Genomic DNA, 18,967 nt, shown 5'->3' with positions numbered 1-18,967 from the left:
GGAATCCGCACCATGGCTAACAAGAAGCCGCAGGGCAACGACCGTGCAGCGCAGGCCCGCAAGGCCGCGCAGGCGCAGATGAAGGCGCAGGAGCGCCGCACCGCCGCGATCATCGGAATCTCGGCCATCGCCGTGGTGCTGCTGTTCGCGGGCATCGTCTACTTCATCGTGCGTTCGTCCGACATCCCGACCCTGGACTCCGATGACGTGGTGGCCCCCGCAGCAGCGGACGTGACCGGCGGTATCGCGGTGGGCACCGGCGGCGTGGCGGGCGAGGACGTGCCCGAAGGTACGGCTCGCCTGGACATCTACCAGGACTTCATGTGCCCCATCTGTGGTCAGTTTGAGGACCTCAACGCGGCGGACCTCGACACGCTGCGCGAAGAGGGCGACGTCGCGATCTACTACCACCCCATCTCGATCCTCGACCGTTACTCGAACGGCACCGAGTTCTCGACCCGTGCGGCCAACGCCGCCGCGACGGTTGCCGACCAGGCGCCGGAGGCGTTCCTCGCCTTCCAGGCCGCGATGTACGAGAACCAGCCCGAGGAGAACTCGGATGGCCTGTCCGACGACCAGATCGCGAGCATCGCGGTGACGGCTGGCGTGCCCCAGGAGGTCGCCGACACCTTCGTTGACGGCACCTTCACCAAGTGGGTCATCGCCGCCACGGACCAGTCGAACCAGGACGGTATCTCCGGCACTCCGATGATGCGGATGGCCGACGCCGGTGACGCCTTTGCCGACGGCAAGGTGCTCGACCAGGAGACGGACGTCATGTACTTCCAGGAGGGCGCGCTGCTCGAGTACGCCCGTGCGGTGGGTGCAGGCGAGATCGTGGTGACGGCTCCGACGAGCACGTCGCCCTCGCCGTCCGCGGGCGAGTAAGCCTTCACGCGACGACCCCGTCGGCCCCCTTGTGGGCCGGCGGGGTCTTTGCGTGGGCGGGGGTGTCCGCCCGCGCTCGGTATCCTTGGGCGACGGCGTGCCCTGCGCGCCGATGCTGGCATGGCGCAATTGGTAGCGCACCGTACTTGTAATACGGGGGTTGCGGGTTCGAGTCCCGCTGTCAGGCTCTCCTCTGGCTGCACCCCTCGTCCACGCCCCGCCGTCAAGCGGCGCCGTCCCGCGCGTTTCGCGCGGTGTGACTCACTTCACGTTGCCGTTCGTCGCGTGGGCGTTTTGTCCCGATTTCCGAACATGTGAAGGTTCCCACAGGTCACGTTCCGGTCTCGAAATCGCCATGTCTACGCTTGTCGTGTGAAAAATCCCACGCGAGTTGCGTCATGATCCGAAGTCTCACGCCTCTCTATGTGAAGTAGGTCACCATCCGGCCGTCGGTCGGCAGCGGGCCTGCGTGAGACACACGTCCGAACTGAGGGAAGACGTGTGCACGGACAACGCAAAGGAATAGCGATGGCTCAGAACAACAAGAACAAGCGCAAGGCTCGCCGCGGTACTGCTCGGCATCGTCGGCGTCGCCGGTCTGTCGGTCGCCTCGGCATCGACGCTGACGGTCAACACCACCAACGAGGTTGCCCTCGGCTCGGACACCTTCGAGAGCCTGCGACACCGCGGTCAACGTGGATTACGCGTACGACGCCGCCACCCAGGAGTTCACCGACCTCACCGTCGCGGGTATCGCTGCCGAGTGCGTGGGCGAGCCCATCTCGGTGATCGTGGAGTCCGCGGGCGGTTCCACGCTGTTCACCTCGGCGGCAGCGGCCACCGTGACCGGCGGCACCACGACGTTCGCGGGTGCCCTCGCAGGCAACGCGATCTCGACCGACCTCGGTGACGTCACCGTCGTCATCGGCTAGCAGTCGCCTTCACCCACGATGACGCAGCAGCAGCCCGATGCCACCCGCCCCGGCGGGTTGCATCGGGCTGCCCGCGTGACCGCGGAAGCGGTCGGGTGGGTGCTGCTGGTCGTCGTGGGATGGCTCGCCTGGCCAGCGACCCTTGGCGGGCTGACGTCCTACGTGCTCGTGTCGGGGGAGTCGATGCTTCCCACGTACGACCCCAAGGACATGGTCATCGCGCGTGACGTCGAGCCCCAGGTGGGCGACGTCATCGTGTACGCCCCCGCCTCGCTTGAGGGCGCCCAGATTGTTCACCGGATCATCGGCGGCGATGCCGAGTCCGGCTGGGTGCTCCAGGGCGACAATAACGACTTCATCGACCCCTTCGAGCCCACCGGGGACGAGGTCAAGGGCGTCGTTCAGGCTCCACCTCCCGCTCGTGGGTCACCTCGCGGTGTGGGTCCTCAACCCCCTGACGTGGGTGTTTCTCCTGTTCATCGGCGGTGCCATCCTCCTGTGGCCGGCGCGCGACGAGGACGAGTGTGATGACGACGAGTCCGACGAGGATCCCGACGGTGACCCAGCCAACGCGACGGCGGTGGCTACAGCCAGGGCGACGGCAGCGGCTCCCGCCAGCGTCGCCCCTGCCTCGCGCCGGGCGCCCATGGCCTTCGCCGCGCTCCTGTGTGCCGCGGCTTTGACGGTCGCGGCCGGGGTGAGCCCCGCCAGCGCGGCCCAGGCTCCATGTCACCGCGCCCTACCAACCCACCGTGTCGGTGCTCCAGAAGTGCTCAGCCGCGGTGTACTCCGGCGGCGCCGCCGTGCTGAAGGCGACCACGGCATCGGCCAGTGCGACGTCCCTGAGTCTCTCGGCGATTCCCGCGGCCTGTCAGGGCCTCGCGGCGTCGGTGTACGTCCACGGAGCCAGCGGTCAGACCCTGGCGACGGGCACGGCCTCGGCCGCCTCCGGCCAGGCGACGCGGACCGTGACGACCAGTTCCTTCACCGCGGCCGCTGTGGCGTTCGTAGTGGTCAAGGTCAACGGATGGGTGTTCCCCGTGACCTGGACCGCGCCTGTGACAGATCCCACCCCGCCCGTCGGGCCCGTCGCCTGCTACCAGCCTGGACTCGAAGGGCGCACCCGTGCTCGACGCCGCCGGTATGGGCGTCCGATGCCCCACGACACCCACGGTGTCGCCGGGAAATCCGTGGCTCGATGGCGGCACTGTTCCGACCATGCTGGCCGAGTACGCCCTCTCCACAGTGCAAGCACGTTCTCTGTTGGTGTTCAACTTCGCCGATCCTGCCTTTGCCGCCTACCAAGGCGCGCCCGCGACATCGTCTTACCGGCTGTCCCCGTACAACGGGGGTGGCGCCATCGCCACGGGCTACACCTGCAGCCAGCGACCGGTGGTGAAGGTGGTGGTCACGCACCCGAATGTGGCCTGGGGCGCCCAGACCCTGAGTGGTGGGATTCGAGTGACGACCGTTGCCCAGACCGGGCAGTTCTGCGGGCCTTAGGCCAGCATCAGGCCTTCGTAGGTCGCCCACTCGATCGGGGCCGAGCCCTGCTCCTCGAGCAGGCGATTGACCCGCGAGAACGGGCGCGAGCCGAGGAAGCCGCGGCGAGCGGACAGGGGACTGGGGTGGGCCGATGCGACGATCGGCACGCCGGACAGCAGCGGGCTCAGGGTCTGGGCTGGCTTGCCCCACAGCACGGCGACCAAGGGCCCGCCGCGCTCCACGAGTGCCTCGATGGCGCGCGCGGTGATCTGCTCCCAGCCGTGTCCGTGGTGGCTGCCGGCCTCGCCCGGCGCGACGGTCAGCACGCGGTTGAGAAGCAAGACGCCCTGAGCCTGCCAGGCGCTGAGGTCGCCCGAGGCGAGGAGTTCTCCCGTGTCATCCGCGAGTTCCTTCGCGATGTTGCGCAACGACGGTGGCAGGCGGTGGCCCGCGGCGACGGAGAAGCCGAGGCCGACGGCGTCGCCAGGCGTCGGATAGGGGTCTTGCCCCACGATGAGGACCCGGACGTCACTCAGTGGCGTGGAGAATGCGCGGAGGATTGCTGCTGGGGCGGGCAGAACCTCTCGCCCGGCGCGGGCCTCGTCGGCGAGGAATTCCGCTACGTCATCGAAGGCATCGGCGACGGGTTCAAGCGCCTCCACCCAGCCCGGGCCCACCTGGTCACGCCATGCCTGGATCATGGCGGCCACCCTAGCCGCGCCGCGCAGGTGTGCCACGGGGTGCCTGCGCGGATTTGTCCCGTTCGGGCCCTACGCTGGCACACGAACCACGGCGAGAAACACTCACGAGGAGGTGGCGCATGAGCGACGCGGCGATCGACGAGAACCTCCCCGAGGGTCTGTCCGAACGCGACGCCGCCATCCTGCGCTTCGAGCGCCAGTGGTGGAAGTACGCGGGCGCAAAAGAAGATGCCATCCGCGACCTTTTTCAGATGTCGAGCACGCAGTATTACCAGGTCCTCGGCGCCCTGATTGACTCGCCTGCGGGCCTCGAGGCGGACCCGATGTTGGTCAAGCGCCTGCGACGCATGCGGGCGGCGCGCCAGCGCGGCCGCTCCACGCGTGCGTGGGGAACGGCCTCGGTTCGTTAGGCTGACCTCCGTGCCACAGGAATACGAGCGCGACGAGTTCGACGAAATCGCCGACCAGGGTGGGCCCGTCGGCGTCCACCGCCGCCCCATCCCGTGGTGGTCGCGCGTGCTTCCCCCGATCCTCGCATTCCTGGTGGCTGGTCTCATTGCCTACGGCATCGCCGTCCTGGTGTGGAACTCTGGCCGCGGTGGCGACGATTCCGAGCCGTCCGTGACGGTCACCGCCACGCCCGACCCGAGTGCGTCGTCGGAGCCGTCGGCCTCCGCGGAGCCATCGGCGAGCCCGTCAGTCTCTGCGTCTGCGTCCGCGTCTGCTTCGCCCAGCGCCTCCGCCTCGCCTTCGGCTGAGGCGGAGCCCGAAATCGTGCTTGACGCTCAGGTGCACGTGCGCAATGGCGCAGGTGTCACCGGCCTTGCCGGCGAGCAGCAGGCGATCCTCGAAGACGAGGGCTTCACCAATGTGGAGGCGAACAACATCTCGTCGTCGGACATCCCCGACGGTGTGAACACGGTCGCCTACGACGACGATCGCCTCGCCGACACCGCCCAAGCCATCGCCGATGCCCTGGGTATCGAAGCGGTGGATGGATCCGGGACTCCCGGCGGCGCTGAGATCGAAGTTCTCCTCGCGTCCGACCCCAACTAGCGCGCCTCGACGCAGGTCGCGCATAGCGCACGTCCGCTTCGCGGAGCGCGGCGGCCGAGCCAACGAATCTCGCCCTGGGTGAACGGGGCGTGAAGGGTTTGCACTCGCCAGGGGAGAGTGCCAGAATCAGCATTAGCACTCACACCCTGAGAGTGCTAAGAAGTTCGGCTTCGCAGTCGAGGCGCAGGGCCCCATCGTGACGTGAACGGTGGGAGCACGGCGCCGTCCGTCGCGGGCGACTCGCGAGCCACCGTCATCGAAAGAGGACTCACACCCATGGCAAAGATGATTGCCTTCGATGAGGAGGCCCGTCGCGGCATGGAGCGGGGCATGAACGCCCTCGCTGACGCCGTCAAGGTCACCCTCGGCCCCAAGGGCCGCAACGTCGTGCTCGAGAAGAAGTGGGGCGCCCCCACGATCACCAACGATGGTGTCTCCATCGCCAAGGAGATCGAGCCTGTCGGAGCCGTACGAGAAGATCGGCGCTGAGGCTCGTCAAGGAGGTCGCCAAGAAGACGGACGACGTCGCTGGCGACGGCACCACCACCGCCACCGTTCTCGCCCAGGCGCTCGTGCGCGAGGGTCTGCGCAACGTCTCGGCAGGCGCCAACCCGATCGCCCTGAAGAAGGGCATCGAGAAGGCCGTCGCCGCCGTGACCGCAGAGCTCCTCGCCTCCGCCAAGGAGGTCGAGACCAAGGAGCAGATCGCCGCGACCGCCGCCATCTCCGCCGGCGAGCAGGAGATCGGCGACAAGATCGCCGAGGCGATGGACAAGGTCGGCAAGGAAGGTGTCATCACCGTCGAGGAGGCTTACCAGGCTCGGTATCGAGCCGAGCCACCGAGGGTATGCGCTTCGACAAGGGCTACCTGAACCCCTACTTCGTCACCGACGGCGAGCGCCAGGAGGCTGTCCTCGAGGACGCCTACGTGCTCCTCCTCGAGTCGAAGATCTCGTCGCTCAAGGACCTGCTGCCCGTTCTCGAGAAGATCATGCAGGCCGGCAAGCCCCTCGCGATCATCGCCGAGGACGTCGACGGCGAGGCCCTCGCGGCCCTGGTCGTCAACAAGCCTGCGCGGCAACCTCAAGGTCGTCGCCGTCAAGGCGCCCGGCTTCGGTGACCGTCGCAAGGCGATGCTGCAGGACATGGCCATCCTCACCGGTGGTCAGGTCATCTCGGAGTCGGTGGGCCTGTCGCTCGAGAGCGCCACGCTCGACCTGCTGGGCCAGGCCCGCAAGGTCGTCGTGACCAAGGACGACACCACCATCGTGGACGGTGCCGGCTCGGACGAGCAGGTTGCCGGTCGCGTGAACCAGATCCGTGCCGAGATCGAGAACTCGGACTCGGACTACGACCGCGAGAAGGCTCCAGGAGCGCCTCGCCAGGCTCGCAGGTGGCGTCGCCGTCATCAAGGCGGGCGCGGCCACCGAGGTCGAGGCTCAAGGAGCGCAAGCACCGCATTGAGGACGCCGTCCGCAACGCGAAGGCTGCCGTCGAAGAGGGCATCGTCGCCGGTGGCGGCGTGGCCCTCATCCAGGCCGGTGCCACCGCGCTCGCCTCGCTTGAGCCTCGAGGGTGACGAGGCCACTGGTGCTCGCATCGTCGAGGCCGCCATCTCGGCCCCGCTGCGCCAGATCGCGATCAACGCCGGCCTTGAGGGTGGCGTTGTCGTCGAGAAGGTCAAGGGTCTCGAGGTGGGCCACGGTCTGAACGCGGCCACCGGTGTGTACGAGGACCTCCTCGCCGCCGGCGTCAACGACCCGGTGAAGGTCACCCGCTCGGCGCTGCAGAACGCGGCGTCGATCGCGGCTCTGTTCCTCACCACCGAGGCCGTCGTCGCGGACATCCCCGAGCCCGAGCCGGCCATGCCGGCCGGCGGTGGCGACATGGGCGGCATGGGCTTCTAAGCCACACCGCTTCAGCGCCACACGCTGACTCACGTACGAAGGCCCCAGGGTTCAACCCCTGGGGCCTTCGTCGTGCATGGACGATGCTCGGACCGTCAGGGACAGGCGCCGCGGCCCGCCATGGCGCGCGTCACCGGCGCGCGTCACCGGCGGGCGGCGGCGGTCACGCGCAGGCCCGACGCCCGGAGCCTGCGCACCACTCACGGGTGTCGACGAGTTCTGCGCCCAACGCGGTGAGGCGAGGGTAGAGCTCCTCGGGCACGTCGTAGTGGTCGCGGTCGAAGGCCCTCGGTGGGATCTCCGCCAACGCCGCAAGCGCGTGGAGCCTCGTCGAGCGATACGTCCGAAACCATGTGCCCCCACACGCGGCCATGCCGTGGCCACAAGGGGGATCGATGAGGACGGTCACCCGAGCGAGACTACGCCGGGCGTCGGAACTAGCCGAACAGGCGCGTGGTCGCGTCTTCGGCGTCCTGGTAGGTGGTTGCCGCCTGGTTGAGCGCCTGGGAGAGGGACTCCAGGGCCGTCTCGACCTGAGCCTGCGCGGACCGCCACTGGTCGAGGGCTCGGGAGAACGCCGTCGAGGCGGTGCCCTGCCGCCTGCCCTCCAACGAGGACAGGCGGCCCACGAGGGTGGCCACCTCGGCACGAATGCCGCTTCCCGACTGCTGGGCTGCGGCCGCGGCCTGAGCGACCTCGGCAGAGTCAACGTGATAGCGGGTCATGAGAGTCTCCTTCTGGTGTGGGTGGGATGACTCTCATCACGCTAGGTGGCGACCTTCCATCGTCGGCCGGGACGCGTCTCGCCGGTGGAGGACAGCGTGCCGCCGCGAAGCCTGGGGACGAGGCAGACAGACCTAGGACGCCGACGAGGCGTGGAGCGCGCGGTCCTCGGTGAGTGTGACCAGGGCGGCGGTGTCGAGGAGCACCTGGTCCTCGCGGCTCAGCCATGCGAGTTCGGCCTGGAGGTTCTGCCTGGCCTGCGCCTCCCATCCCTGGCCCAGCGGCGTCGTATAGATGCGTTCACGCGACAGGATCTTGGTCACGATCGCCCGGCGTGCGGCAAGGAAACGCTCGGTAGGAATATGCGCATACTCTTCGCGCACCGACTTCACGTAGTGCTTGTAGCGCTGAGGATCGCTCGCGAGCACGGCGAGGTCGGCATCGGACAGGACGGCCGCGTCACCGAGGCCCGTGGCGTGACGCGCAAGGCCAGCCACCAGATTGGCGACCTTATCGACCGCCGCAGCCTCGAGTCCAGCCTGCGACAACTCGTCGCGCGCGTACTGCGCGCTCGCGACCTCGTCCTCTCCGCCGCGCTTCGCATACGCGGCGCGCTCCGCCGCATCGAAGATCGCGCCGTGATACCAGGCGGCCAGTCGCACGATGTGCGGGTGCTGGGTCTCCTGCTGAAGTTCGTCAACGTACTGCAACAGATCCACCAGATGGCCGATGCCGTGGAACCGCCGAGTCGGCTCCGACCACCGGTACACGAGCCGGTCACCGGCGGCCTGAACGTCGCGAGGGTCGGCCGTGGCACCCGCGCCCACTGCTGCGCGGGAGTACGCCGGGACCAGCCACCCGGGGATGACGGTCGTGCCCATGTTCCACCTCAGCCAGTTGGTGCGCGCGGTGTGCGCAGTTCCAGTGTGCGTCGGTGCGGCGTCCGGAGGCAAACCCGGGTGCCGCGCCCGGGTGACCGTAGCACCGACGGCGCGCTCGTGCATCGGCCGCGCCGCCGTGTCGGGGTGGGCGGCTAGACTGGGCCGGGTGCCGAATCCGCGGCACCCCGATGAGACCAGCGAGGTAGATGTGCCTACCGGCCGTGTGAAGTTTTTCGACTCTGACAAGGGGTTCGGCTTCATCGCCAGCGACGATGGTGATGAGGTCTTCCTCCACGCCTCGGCGCTGCCCGCGGGCACGCCCTCGCCCAAGCCGGGCACCCGCGTGGACTTCTCGATCGTTGACGGGCGTCGTGGCCCCTCGGCGCTGTCGGTGACCCTGCTGGAGCCCGTCAAGACCGTCTCCCAGGGGCTTCGCAAGAAGCCCGAGGAGATGACGGTCATCGTCGAGGACCTCATCAAGATGCTCGATGGCGTGTCGAACTCCCTGCGTCGGGGCCGCTACCCCGACGGTGAGCGCGGCCAGAAGGTCGCGTCCGTGCTCCGCGCCGTCGCCGATCAACTGGAGGCGTGACCTCACGTCATGGACGCAGTGCTGGACTCCGCCGTCGACCTTGCCCGCGAATCCGCCATCGAGGTGGCCGAGGGTGCTGAATGGGTAGGCGAACACCTCGGTTCTCATCAGGATGAGGACAGGCTCGTCACGCACCTGTTTGGGTGCACGATGCCCGGGTACCGCGGGTGGGTCTGGTCCGTGACGCTGTCACGTGCCCCGCGCCTGAAGCAGGCACGCGTGTGTGAGGCTCACCTGGTCGCGGCCGATGACGCACTGCTGTCGCCGCCGTGGGTGCCGTGGGCCGACCGCGTCCAGCCCGGGGACATCAAGCCCGGCATGGCAGTACCGAAGATCGATGGCGACCCTCGCCTGGTCCCCGGGTACACCGTCACGGGTGACGACGAGGCCGATGAGGTCGCGATCTGGGAGTTTGGCCTGGGACGCGAGCGCGTGCTTGGTCCGGTGGGTCGCGACGAGGCCTTCGAACGCTGGAACCAGCGAGCCCAGGACCTTCACCTGGCTTCGACTCGGTCGGCGACGCCGTCCGGTGCCGTGGGTGAGTTCGTGATCCCCCTGTCGGGAGCGATGCGACTGCACTTCGGCGTCTGCGCCAACAAGTGGTGCCCGTTTGACGGCACCGTTGTCCCGGTCGACCACGAGTGCGGAGGGCAGCAGCAGGCGGCCCCTGACCGCACGAACCCCCTGTGGCCCGCGAACGACCCCGTATTCGACACCGAGGCCCTCGTGGAGATGGTGCTCGGCGGTCCCGTCGCGGTGCAGCCGGAGCCGGAGACTGAGCCCGAGTCCGTTGCGGAGCCGGAAGCCGAAGCCGCGTCGGAGCCTGAGGCCGTTGCGGAGCCGGAAGCCGAGGCGGAGGTGGGTGCCCCCGAGCCCGAGGCGACCGTTGCCGCCGAGCCCGTCGCCCCCGAGCCCGTGGCGGAACCCGAGCCGGTGGCGGAGCCTGAGGCTGCTGATCCCGAGCCCGAGGCGACCGCGGCATCGGCCGACGATGCCCCGCGTACCGAGGCGACAGGCGACTAGTCCGGCGACGCCGGAATCTTCCGGGCGGCGCGCGAGGATCGTCAGCCTCGCGACCGCCACCTACGCGCCCACCTTTCTCGCAGAGATCGGCCTTGGCGCGATGCTGCCCCTGTTCGCGCTGTCCGTCCTGGCTCTCGACAAGCCGGCCGCGATGGCGGCCGCCGCCGTGGCGTTGTACTCGCTCGGCCGCATCGCGGGCAGCGCCTGGGGAGGCCGACTGACCGGTGTCCTGGGGCCAGCGCGGGCCGCGATGCTGTCGCTGGCGACCCTCGCGCTCGGGGCCGTGGTGTGTGGGCTGTCGGATCGGCTGGGAGGGCTGCTCGCCGGCATCGTCCTGGTGGGAGGCGGTCACGCGGCCTATCACGTGGCGCGTCAGGGGCAGGCTCGCACTCGCGGTGCCGCACGCCGCGCGTGCCCGCGCGTTCACCACGCTCGCTGGCACGTGGCGGATCTCCAACTTCATCGGCCCCGTCATCGGCGCCGCGGTGATCGCCTGGCGCGGACTCGACGCGTCTTACCTCTTCGCTGCGCTCACCGTGGTCGCGGCGATGGCGACCCTGCGCCTGACGGGCGCATGGCGCACCCGCCGTACCCCGTCCCCGCACCCACACTCGCGGGCGCGCGACGTGATGCGCGACAACCTCGCCACCTTGCGCTCCCTAGGCCTCGCGGTGGGACTCACGGGCGCGGTGCGCGCGGCGCGCCTCGTCGTGATTCCCCTGTGGGCGGCGTCGGTGGGCGTCGAGGACCACACCGTGTCGCTCATCTTCTCCGCATCGGCGGCCGTGGACATGCTGCTCTTCTACCCCGCGGGGGTGGTGATGGACCGGTGGGGGCGGGTCTGGACCGCCGTGCCCTCCACCCTTGCGCTCGCGCTCGGCACGGTGGCGCTCACCATGACCGACAGCGTCACGGGCGTCACGCTTGCATCGTTGGTTCTGGGGATTGGCAACGGCTGGGGTTCCGGGGTGCTCATGACCCTCGGCAACGACGTCGCGCCCAGCACCGGGCGGGACATGTTCGTGGGGCTATGGATGATGCTCGCGGACGTGGGCGGCATGGCTGGACCTGCGCTGGTGTCCGGCGTTGCGGCCGCCACGCTCTCAGGCGCCCTGTGGGGCGTGGGAGCGCTCGGCGTGGTGGCCTCCGCGGCGCTGTGGCGTTGGATTCCCAGTGGTGACAAGGGCGACGCCGACGCCATCGCACGCGGCGCCAGCGCCTCCAGGTAGCCCGCCGATGCCGCGACGGCTCCGGCGTTAGCGATAGTTCGCGGTGGTGTAGACGGTGGTGCCGTCCGAAGTGGTCGCGGCTCCCGCGCCCATCTGCGTGTACGCGGGGTTCATGAGGTTGAGGCAGTGGCCGTTGGAGTACATCCAGCCCGAGTGCGCGCGCCCCGATGCCGAGGACTCGCTCACGCCGCCGCTCGAGTAACTCACGGCGACGTTCTCCGCTCCAGGCCGGTTGGGGTTGTGAGCCAAGGCGTCCATGGTGCCGTCCGTCGAGTCGTCCTGGGAGGCCATCGACTGCGACCACGATGCGGCCGCGGAGGCGAGGGAACCGCTCCAACTCAGGGCGCCGATGCCGAGGCGTGCGCGTTCGGTGTTCGCCGCGGCGAGGAGTGCCTGGACGCCGCCCGCCGCGCTCGCGGGCGCGCTCGGCGACGAGCAGTAAGCCTCGAATGAGGGGCTCGATGACGTCTCAGTAGACGAGCCACCGCCCGAGGACTCGCCGTCCGACGAGTCGTTGCTCGATGACGTGGAACCCGAGTTCCCGGACGAGGAGTCGCCCGAGGTCGAGCCTGACGACGACGGCGTCGACGGTGCGACCGTCTCGACGGGCTCGGGAACCGTCACCTTGATCTGCTGGACCGACGAGGCTGGATCCACCTTCTTGACGTCGCCGGGGGCGACGAACGCCGCCGTGACATCGGCCTCGGGGGGCGTGGTGGTGGTCGCCTCCGCGACCACGGCAGGCGCCTCCTGGGGAAGCCACTGACCGGCGGCCGCACCCGCGGTGCCCGCAACGGCGAGCGGGGTGATGCCTAGCAGGACGAGTGCGACGGTGCGGCGGCGGGGCCGCCGGGGGTCGAGAACGTCCTGCGTTTCAGTCATGTCAGAGATTTCTCCACGAGCCAGTCGATCGATGCCGTGAGCGCGGACACGTCGTCAGGATCCACAGAGGGGAACATGCCGACGCGGATCTGGTTGCGTCCGAGCCTTGCGGTAAGGATCGATATCCACCACACCCGCGGAACGGAGGGCCGACCTCAACTGGGCCGAGTCCACCGGCGGGAGCAGGTCGACCGTACTACCACCTGGGACCGGTTTGAAGGCTGTGTGACAAAGGTCACGGTGTATTGAGTCGCATCGGCCCATGTGTAAATGCGGCGTGCGGACTCCGCGGTGCGGCCCGTCACGAACTCCATGCCGCCGTTGCCGTTCATCCACGCGAGCCTGCTCGCGCATCATCACCAGCGGGGTCAGCGCGGGAGTGTTCAGCGTCTGGTCCAGGCGGCTGTTATCCAGGGCGTTCTTCAGGGCAAGGGTCTCGGGGATGTAGCGGCCGGAGGCCGCGATGCGCTCGATGCGTTCGATCGCCGCGGGGGACACCAGCGCGAACCACAGGCCACCGTCCGAGCCGAAGGCTCTTCTGAGGGGCGAAGTAGTACACGTCCGCCTGCGTGGGGTCGAGGAACAATCCGCCGGCGGCCGATGTGCCGTCGATCACCGTGAGCGCGTCGCCGATCCCGGCGGGTCGCACCACGGGCGCCATGGCACCCGTCGACGTCTCGTTATGCGGCCACGCATAGACGTCGACGCCGTCACGAGCCAAGGGGACGGCTACGTCGCCTGCGGGCGCCTCGATGACATCGGACGCCTCCAGGTGCGGAGCCGTGGTGGTGGCCTTCGCAAACTTCGCGCCGAACTCTCCAAACGCGCAGTGTTGTGCGCGGCGCTCGACCAGCGAGAACGCTGCGGCGTCCCAGAATGAGGTGGACCCACCGTTGCCCAGCAGCACCTCGTAGCCGTCCGGCAACGAGTACAGGGCGGCGAGCCCCTCACGCACCTCGCGCACCAGCGACTTCACCGGAGCCTGGCGGTGCGAGGTTCCCAGCAGACGCGGCTGCGCGGCCACGATGGCCTGAACCTGCTCGTCGCGCACGCGGGAGGGGCCCGAGCCGAAGCGGCCGTCGCGAGGCAGGAGGTCTGCAGGAATGGTGAGTTCGCTCGACATGGCGCCAGCGTAGTGCGCGCGGGACTGGCAGACTGTCGCGGGTGCAACGCATCACTCCCGTCATCCGGCACTACGACTGGGGAACCACCGACGACATCCCGCGCTTTCTGGGCGCCGAGCCCGACGGCCGGCCGTGCGCCGAAGCCTGGTGGGGCGCGCACACCTCGGCGCCGTCGGCCTTGCCCGATGAGGCGTTGCCGTTGGCGCTCGACGAGCGCATCGCACAGCAGCCGGAGGACATGCTGGGAGCCGAGGCGGCGCAGCGCTGGGGCGGCAGACTTCCGTACCTCCTGAAGATCCTGGCGATCGCCAAGCCGCTCTCGATTCAGGTGCACCCCACGCTCGATCAGGCACGTGAGGGCTTCGCGCTCGAGCAGCGCGGCACCGGCGGTGCACCCCACACCTTCCTTGACCCCTTCCACAAGCCCGAGATGGTGGTGGCGATCACGCCGATGCGCGTGCTGGCAGGCATCCGCCCCCTCGAGTGGGTGGCGGCGGACCTGCGGACTCTCGACACGGACCGTGCGTGGGAACTGGCAGCCGTTCTCGATGAGGCCGAGGACGCCACCGAGTTCTTGCGTTCCGTCCTCACGGAGGGGGTCGACGACGCGACGTTTGCCGCGCTAGCCACGGTGGGAGCGGCATCGGCCCCCGGAACGTCGCTGCGTGCCGCAGCCGACGCTCTCGGCTTCTTCCCGGCCGATGCGGGTGCCGTGGTGGCGCTCGCGCTCAACCTTGTCGAACTGGACCCGGGCGAGGCGGTGTACACGGGGGCAGGGGTGCTGCATTCGTATCAGTCGGGTGTGGGCCTCGAGATCATGGCGAACTCGGACAATGTGGTGCGTGCGGGGCTGACGCCCAAGCACGTCGACGTGCCGCTGCTGCTGACCCTCGCCGACGCGCGTCCCGCACCGCCCTCGATGCCCGTGGCGAAGGCTCGACGGCGCGGCACGCCATCTCGTGACGGCCGCGGAGGAGTTCGCGCTGACGCTCGTGAAGGACGGTGAGGCCGTGGTTCCCGCTGCCCCGCGCATTGTCCTGTGTCACTCCGGTGAGGCGATCGTCGCCGCCGGCGGTGAGACCAAGAAGATGACAGCCGGGCAGGCGATCTTCGCGAGGGCATCGCTGGGTGACGTGACGGTGAGCGCCGATGGCCTCGTGGTGGTGGCGCGCACCCCCGAGGCTGCCGAGAACGGTGTCGGCGCGGACCGATAAGGTTTCGACATGGCTGAACGTCTGTCTGTGTTCGGCACCGGGTACCTCGGTGCCACCCATGCTGCGGGAATGGCCGAACTCGGCCACGAGGTCATCGGCGTCGATATCGACGCCGAAAAGATCGCTCGCCTCTCCGCCGGCGAGGTGCCCTTCTTCGAGCCCGGCCTGCCCGAACTCCTGCGCAAGCACGTCGAGTCCGGGCGCCTGCGCTTCACGACCGACGCCGCTGAGGCCGCGGACTTCGCCGATGTCCACTTCATTGGAGTGGGCACGCCGCAGCGCAAGGGCGAGTACGCGGCCGACCTCACCTACGTGGATGCGGTCATCGAGACGCTTGCCCCCATGCTCGAGCGGCCCGCGACGTTGCTGGGCAAGTCGACCGTTCCCGTCGGCACCGCAGCCCGTCTCGCCGCTCGTCTGCGCGAACTGGCCCCCGTGGGCGACGACGCACAGCCTGGGGTGGAACCCGGAGTTCCTGCGTGAAGGCTTCGCCGTCGAGGACACCCTGCGCCCCGACCGCATCGTGGTGGGTATCGACCCCGAGCGTCCCGGACGCGTCGAGGAGGTGGCGCGCCGCGTGTACGCCGATGCGCTGTCGCGTGAGACACCCTTCCTCACCACCGACCTGGCAACGGCCGAACTCGTCAAGGTCTCGGCCAACGCCTTCCTCGCCACCAAGATCTCGTTCATCAACGCCATCGCCGAGGTGTGCGAGGCGACGGGGGCCGACGTGATCGATCTTGCGGACGCGATCGGGCATGACGCCCGCATCGGCCGCAAGTTCCTTGGCGCGGGCCTGGGCTTCGGAGGCGGCTGCCTTCCCAAGGACATCCGCGCATTCATGGCGCGCGCCGGCGAGCCTGGGCGTCGACCAGGCCCTCACGTTCCTGCGCGAGGTGGACACGGTCAACATGCGCCGCAGGGAGCACGCCGTCGAGTTGGCCGAGGAACTCCTGGGCGAACTCACGGGCACCCGCATCGCCGTCCTGGGCGCAGCCTTTAAGCCGTTGAGCGACGACATTCGTGACTCGCCCGCGCTCGACGTCGCAGGCAAGCCTGCACCTGCGTGGCGCTCACGTCACGGTCCACGACCCTCAGGCGAACGCCAACGCCGCCCGCGTGTGGCCCACCCTGACCTACAGCGACGACGCTCTCGACGCGTGCCGCGACGCTGACCTCGTGGTCGTGGCCACGGAGTGGCAGCAGTTCCGCGACCTCGATCCCGCCGCTCTGCGCAGCATCGTGTCCCGCCCCCGGATCATCGACGGACGCAACTGCCTCCCCGCTGAGGCGTGGATCGACGCGGGCTGGGAGTACCGAGGCATGGGACGGTTCGCCTCATGAGCGACCTCATCGACACCACCGAGATGTATCTGAGGACCATCTGGGAGGCTCATCGAGGACGGTGTGGTGCCCATGCGCGCGCGCATCGCCGAGCAATTGGAGCACTCCGGGCCCACCGTGTCGCAGACCATCGCGAGGATGGAACGCGACGGCCTCGTCATCGTCACGGCGGATCGCCGGCTCGAGGCTCACCGAGCCTCGGCGAACGCACCGCGATGCGGGTGATGCGCAAGCACCGTCTCGCCGAGCGGCTCCTGGTGGACGTCATCGGGCTTGATCTTCCGTACGTGCACGAAGAAGCGTGCCGGTGGGAGCACGTCATGAGTGACCGCGTCGAGCGCCGCCTCGTGACGATGCTCGACGAACCCCGCGTCTCGCCATACGGCAACCCCATTCCTGGCCTCGACGAGCCTGGGCATCGAAGACGCCCCGACCGCGCCTGTCGCGGCCCAGATCTCACTCGAACAGGCAGTTGCCGAAGGAATTTCTCAGGTCACCGTGACGCGCATCGGGGAGAACCCCCAGGCTGCTATCGGCTTCTTGGAGGATGCGCTCCTGGTAGGCCTCGTACCTGGGGAGACGGTCTGTATCAGCGCTGCGGACGAGGGCGTGCGGGTGGTCGCCGAAGCCGGCGAGATCACCCTCGTGCCGGAGGCCGCGAGGCATGTGTTCTGCATCCAGGACTTGGGTTTTCATCACGATTAGGTAACATAGGCGCTTATTACTCGAGAGGACACGACCTCGTCGGGCACCTGAGATGGCTCCGAAGACCCCCTTCGGGACAGGTGCGCCGGGAACATCGACGCGCGGATGGCTGCGCGGAAGGAACGCAAGGACTTTGAGGTACGGATACATGCGCGCCAGGACGCGTGCGGTGGCGGCTACGGCCGGTGCAGCACTCGTTGTGGTGCCCCTCACGGGAGCCGCTGCGGCCGCTCTCGTCTCCCAGGACGTGACTGCGGTCTCCGGTACGAGCGAAGTGGCCCTCGAGGCCGACGCCGCATCGGCCGATCTCGGTTCCGTCGCCGCATCGGTGACCGCTCCGGACGAACTCGACTACGACGTCGCGACGCCGGACATTGACGTCTCCGAAGACCCTGAGCCGGTCGTCATCCCCGAGACCACCTCGAGCGATGACTCGTCCGACTCGTCGTCGAGCAGGCTCGTCGTCGAGCAGGCTCGTCGCGCCCGGTGTCGAACTCGGCATCGGTCACCGCAGCGATCTCCGGCTCTGCCGTGATCGCCGAGGCGTCGAAGTACGTGGGCGTGCCCTACGTCAGCGGCGGCTCTTCCCCCAGCGGCTTCGACTGCTCGGGCTTCACCTCGTACGTGTACGGCCAGCCTGGGCATTTCGCTGCCCCGCTCGTCGGGCGCCTACTACGGTGTGGGCACCGTGGTCTCGGACCCCCAGCCGGGCGACATCATCGTCACCCCCGGTCACGTGGGCATCTACGCCGGACCCAACCTGCAGATCGACGCTCCGCGTCCGGGTAAGACCATCCAGTTCCGCGCGATCTGGCAGTCGAACCCCACCTACGTCCGCGTCACCTGACCGGAACTCTGCTTGTCACAACGGCCGCCGCTCCCGCCAGGGACGGCGGCCGTTGTCGCATGCTGACGCATCGGCTCGCCGTACCCTGGTGCCATGCAGACCAACATGGTGCCGCGCCTGTGCCGCGAAGTCTCCGTCATCGGCCAGGGGTGCTGGCGGCTCGGCGCCGACTGGGGTGATGTCGAGGACGACACCGCGCAGCAGATCCTCCATGCCGCTGCCGACGCCGGCGTCACGTTCTTCGACACCGCCGATGTGTACGGCGACGGCCGCTCCGAGCGCGCCGTCGGACGCTTCCTTGCCGAGCGCGGCGACGCGTCCATCGTGGTCGCGACCAAGATGGGCAGGCGAGCGGACCCTCACGTTGCCGGTGCATACACGCTCGACAACTTCCGGCGATGGACCGACCGCTCCCGCGAGAACCTCGGCGTCGACACCCTCGATCTGGTGCAACTTCACTGCCCTCCCAGGCTCGGTGCTGGCGGATCCGCAGACCTACGATGACCTCCGCACGCTGCAGGCTGAGGGGCGAGTGGCACAGTGGGGGTCTCGGTGGAGACCTGCGACGAGGCGCTGACCGCCCTGAGGGAGCCGGACCTCGCCTCGATCCAGATCATCCTCAACATCTTCCGCCGCAAGCCCCTCGAGCACGTCGTGACCGCCGCGCGCGAGGCCGGCGTGGGCATCATCGCGCGCGTGCCGCTGGCATCGGGCCTCCTCTCCGGCCGCTATCACGAGCACACCAGGTTCGGTGAAGGCGACCACCGGTCGTACAACCGCCAGGGGCAGGCTTTCGACGTCGGTGAGACGTTCTCGGGGGTGCCGTACGACGTCGGAGTGCGCGCCGCGCGTGAGGTGGCCGCGCTGACGCCCGAGGGATGGACCACGGCCCAGTTCGCGCTCGCGTGGATTGCCCAGACGGGCGTGGCGACCATCATTCCCGGTGCGTCGACCCCGGCTCAGGCGCGCGCCAACGCCGCCGCAGGCGCGCTCGGTGGCCTGGACGACGAGACTCTCGCCGCCTTGGCGAAGATCTACAACGACCAGATCAGGGAGCACGTGCACGCACGGTGGTGACCCCGCTCGGGGCATCGCTTGCGCCGAGGGCTGTCCGCACCGGGTACCCTCGTAGGTGCCCCACGCGCCTGTAGGCTCAGGGGATAGAGCACCGCTCTCCTAAAGCGGGTGTCGGCAGTTCGAATCTGCCCAGGCGCACTCTTATTCTGCGATCCAGCGGACGCGCTCTCGGCGCCGTTCCCCCGCGGCGCCAGAGCACCGCGATTCGCCCCGGGGTCACCCACCGCATTGCGTCGCCTCACCTACCCCACCGCACCTACCCCGCCGCGTTCCTACGCGGAGTGGGGAGGGTACCGGTGCGCGGATGCGGCACGTCTGGGACCGGTTCCAGGGCCGATGCGGCGCCAGTTTGACGAA

20 protein-coding genes, 2 tRNA genes and 7 pseudogenes are annotated in these 18,967 nt (G+C 69.0%); 22 read left to right on the top strand and 7 right to left on the bottom strand.

Translation table 11 applies throughout. The annotated features are described in order from the left end of the window. Positions 1–12 precede the first annotated feature (12 nt). Positions 13–888, top strand: a complete 876-nt coding sequence (locus QQK48_RS05730; RefSeq protein ID WP_284327776.1) for a DsbA family protein — start codon at positions 13–15, stop codon at positions 886–888. 114 nt (positions 889–1,002) lie between these two features. Next, positions 1,003–1,076, top strand: a tRNA-Thr gene (locus QQK48_RS05725). 233 nt (positions 1,077–1,309) lie between these two features. Here the strand turns inward: QQK48_RS05725 and QQK48_RS05720 are convergent. Then, positions 1,310–1,582, bottom strand: a complete 273-nt coding sequence (locus QQK48_RS05720; protein WP_284327775.1) for a hypothetical protein — start codon at positions 1,580–1,582, stop codon at positions 1,310–1,312. 1 nt (position 1,583) lies between these two features. Between QQK48_RS05720 and QQK48_RS05715 the strand changes: the two genes are divergently transcribed. The 3 genes from QQK48_RS05715 to QQK48_RS05705 all read left to right on the top strand — a co-directional run bounded on the left by QQK48_RS05715 (position 1,584) and on the right by QQK48_RS05705 (position 3,323). Next, positions 1,584–1,820 (top strand): hypothetical protein, encoded by a 237-nt coding sequence (locus tag QQK48_RS05715; protein WP_284327774.1) that lies wholly within the window; start codon positions 1,584–1,586, stop codon positions 1,818–1,820. A gap of 18 nt (positions 1,821–1,838) precedes the next feature. After that, positions 1,839–2,348: a S24/S26 family peptidase gene (locus QQK48_RS05710; RefSeq protein WP_284327773.1), complete on the top strand. Its 510-nt coding sequence runs from the start codon at positions 1,839–1,841 to the stop codon at positions 2,346–2,348. Between the two features lie 597 nt (positions 2,349–2,945). After that, positions 2,946–3,323, top strand: coding sequence for a hypothetical protein (locus tag QQK48_RS05705; RefSeq protein ID WP_284327772.1), 378 nt, complete (start codon positions 2,946–2,948; stop codon positions 3,321–3,323). Here QQK48_RS05705 and QQK48_RS05700 read toward each other — a convergent pair. Then, complete coding sequence (locus QQK48_RS05700; protein WP_284327771.1) at positions 3,320–4,006, bottom strand: uracil-DNA glycosylase; 687 nt, start codon at positions 4,004–4,006, stop codon at positions 3,320–3,322. The two genes, QQK48_RS05705 and QQK48_RS05700, sit on opposite strands and share 4 nt — an antisense overlap. 119 nt (positions 4,007–4,125) lie before the next feature. Between QQK48_RS05700 and QQK48_RS05695 the strand changes: the two genes are divergently transcribed. From QQK48_RS05695 to groL, 3 genes and pseudogenes are all read left to right on the top strand, one after another. After that, complete coding sequence (locus tag QQK48_RS05695; RefSeq protein ID WP_284327770.1) at positions 4,126–4,416, top strand: DUF3263 domain-containing protein; 291 nt, start codon at positions 4,126–4,128, stop codon at positions 4,414–4,416. 10 nt (positions 4,417–4,426) lie between these two features. Next, positions 4,427–5,062: a LytR C-terminal domain-containing protein gene (locus tag QQK48_RS05690; protein ID WP_284327769.1), complete on the top strand. Its 636-nt coding sequence runs from the start codon at positions 4,427–4,429 to the stop codon at positions 5,060–5,062. 276 nt (positions 5,063–5,338) lie between these two features. Beyond that, positions 5,339–6,969, top strand: a pseudogene (gene groL / locus QQK48_RS05685) (chaperonin GroEL). Between the two features lie 143 nt (positions 6,970–7,112). Here groL and QQK48_RS05680 read toward each other — a convergent pair. The 3 genes and pseudogenes from QQK48_RS05680 to QQK48_RS05670 form a co-directional block, all read right to left on the bottom strand. Further along, positions 7,113–7,378: pseudogene (locus QQK48_RS05680) on the bottom strand (DUF4031 domain-containing protein). A 28-nt stretch (positions 7,379–7,406) separates the two neighbouring features. Further along, complete coding sequence (locus QQK48_RS05675; RefSeq protein ID WP_284327768.1) at positions 7,407–7,694, bottom strand: WXG100 family type VII secretion target; 288 nt, start codon at positions 7,692–7,694, stop codon at positions 7,407–7,409. Between the two features lie 132 nt (positions 7,695–7,826). Beyond that, complete coding sequence (locus QQK48_RS05670) at positions 7,827–8,573, bottom strand: HD domain-containing protein (protein WP_284327767.1); 747 nt, start codon at positions 8,571–8,573, stop codon at positions 7,827–7,829. Between the two features lie 208 nt (positions 8,574–8,781). Between QQK48_RS05670 and QQK48_RS05665 the strand changes: the two genes are divergently transcribed. The 3 genes from QQK48_RS05665 to QQK48_RS05655 all read left to right on the top strand — a co-directional run bounded on the left by QQK48_RS05665 (position 8,782) and on the right by QQK48_RS05655 (position 11,417). Beyond that, entirely contained in the window at positions 8,782–9,165 is a 384-nt protein-coding gene (locus QQK48_RS05665; protein WP_284327766.1) for a cold-shock protein, read from the top strand. 9 nt (positions 9,166–9,174) lie between these two features. Continuing rightward, positions 9,175–10,188 carry a DUF3027 domain-containing protein gene (locus QQK48_RS05660; protein ID WP_284327765.1) on the top strand — a complete coding sequence of 338 codons (1,014 nt, stop codon included), beginning with the start codon at positions 9,175–9,177 and terminating at the stop codon, positions 10,186–10,188. 395 nt (positions 10,189–10,583) lie between these two features. Further along, on the top strand, positions 10,584–11,417 hold the full coding sequence (locus tag QQK48_RS05655; protein ID WP_284327764.1) for an MFS transporter: 834 nt from the start codon (positions 10,584–10,586) through the stop codon (positions 11,415–11,417). Between the two features lie 27 nt (positions 11,418–11,444). On the opposite strand, the gene QQK48_RS05650 is transcribed toward QQK48_RS05655, so the two are convergent. Together QQK48_RS05650 and serC are read right to left on the bottom strand one after the other, a co-directional pair. After that, positions 11,445–12,299, bottom strand: a complete 855-nt coding sequence (locus QQK48_RS05650) for a CAP domain-containing protein (RefSeq protein WP_284327763.1) — start codon at positions 12,297–12,299, stop codon at positions 11,445–11,447. Then, positions 12,296–13,422 (bottom strand): annotated as a pseudogene (gene serC, locus QQK48_RS05645) (phosphoserine transaminase). Before serC ends, QQK48_RS05650 begins: the two are co-directional and overlap by 4 nt. A 41-nt stretch (positions 13,423–13,463) precedes the next feature. Between serC and manA the strand changes: the two are divergent. The 11 genes and pseudogenes from manA (at position 13,464) to QQK48_RS05600 (ending at position 18,748) form a co-directional block, all read left to right on the top strand. Next, positions 13,464–14,429, top strand: coding sequence for a mannose-6-phosphate isomerase, class I (gene manA, locus QQK48_RS05640; RefSeq protein ID WP_284327762.1), 966 nt, complete (start codon positions 13,464–13,466; stop codon positions 14,427–14,429). Then, on the top strand, positions 14,416–14,637 hold the full coding sequence (locus QQK48_RS05635; protein WP_284327760.1) for a hypothetical protein: 222 nt from the start codon (positions 14,416–14,418) through the stop codon (positions 14,635–14,637). Before manA ends, QQK48_RS05635 begins: the two co-directional genes overlap by 14 nt. 9 nt (positions 14,638–14,646) lie before the next feature. Next, a pseudogene (locus QQK48_RS05630) lies at positions 14,647–15,981 on the top strand (UDP-glucose dehydrogenase family protein). A gap of 72 nt (positions 15,982–16,053) precedes the next feature. Continuing rightward, complete coding sequence (locus QQK48_RS21310; protein WP_431308399.1) at positions 16,054–16,206, top strand: MarR family transcriptional regulator; 153 nt, start codon at positions 16,054–16,056, stop codon at positions 16,204–16,206. After that, positions 16,197–16,319, top strand: a pseudogene (locus QQK48_RS21305) (metal-dependent transcriptional regulator); the annotation flags it as partial. The gene QQK48_RS21310 and the pseudogene QQK48_RS21305, both read left to right, overlap by 10 nt. Before the next feature lie 160 nt (positions 16,320–16,479). Next, positions 16,480–16,686 carry a hypothetical protein gene (locus QQK48_RS05620; RefSeq protein WP_284329462.1) on the top strand — a complete coding sequence of 69 codons (207 nt, stop codon included), beginning with the start codon at positions 16,480–16,482 and terminating at the stop codon, positions 16,684–16,686. A 148-nt stretch (positions 16,687–16,834) separates the two neighbouring features. Beyond that, positions 16,835–17,221: a hypothetical protein gene (locus tag QQK48_RS05615; protein WP_284327759.1), complete on the top strand. Its 387-nt coding sequence runs from the start codon at positions 16,835–16,837 to the stop codon at positions 17,219–17,221. Further along, positions 17,173–17,289, top strand: a pseudogene (locus tag QQK48_RS19320) (glycoside hydrolase); the annotation flags it as partial. The gene QQK48_RS05615 and the pseudogene QQK48_RS19320, both read left to right, overlap by 49 nt. Before the next feature lie 76 nt (positions 17,290–17,365). Next, positions 17,366–17,533 carry an NlpC/P60 family protein gene (locus QQK48_RS05610; protein ID WP_284327758.1) on the top strand — a complete coding sequence of 56 codons (168 nt, stop codon included), beginning with the start codon at positions 17,366–17,368 and terminating at the stop codon, positions 17,531–17,533. A 93-nt stretch (positions 17,534–17,626) separates the two neighbouring features. Then, a pseudogene (locus QQK48_RS05605) lies at positions 17,627–18,610 on the top strand (aldo/keto reductase). 64 nt (positions 18,611–18,674) lie between these two features. Further along, positions 18,675–18,748: transfer RNA gene (locus QQK48_RS05600), tRNA-Arg, on the top strand. Positions 18,749–18,967 lie beyond the last annotated feature (219 nt).

Source organism: Demequina litorisediminis (assembly GCF_030161615.1).
Lineage (GTDB): Bacteria > Actinomycetota > Actinomycetes > Actinomycetales > Demequinaceae > Demequina > Demequina litorisediminis.
The sequence above is the reverse complement of the archived record's forward strand: the minus strand, read 5'-3'. Positions and strand labels throughout refer to the sequence as shown.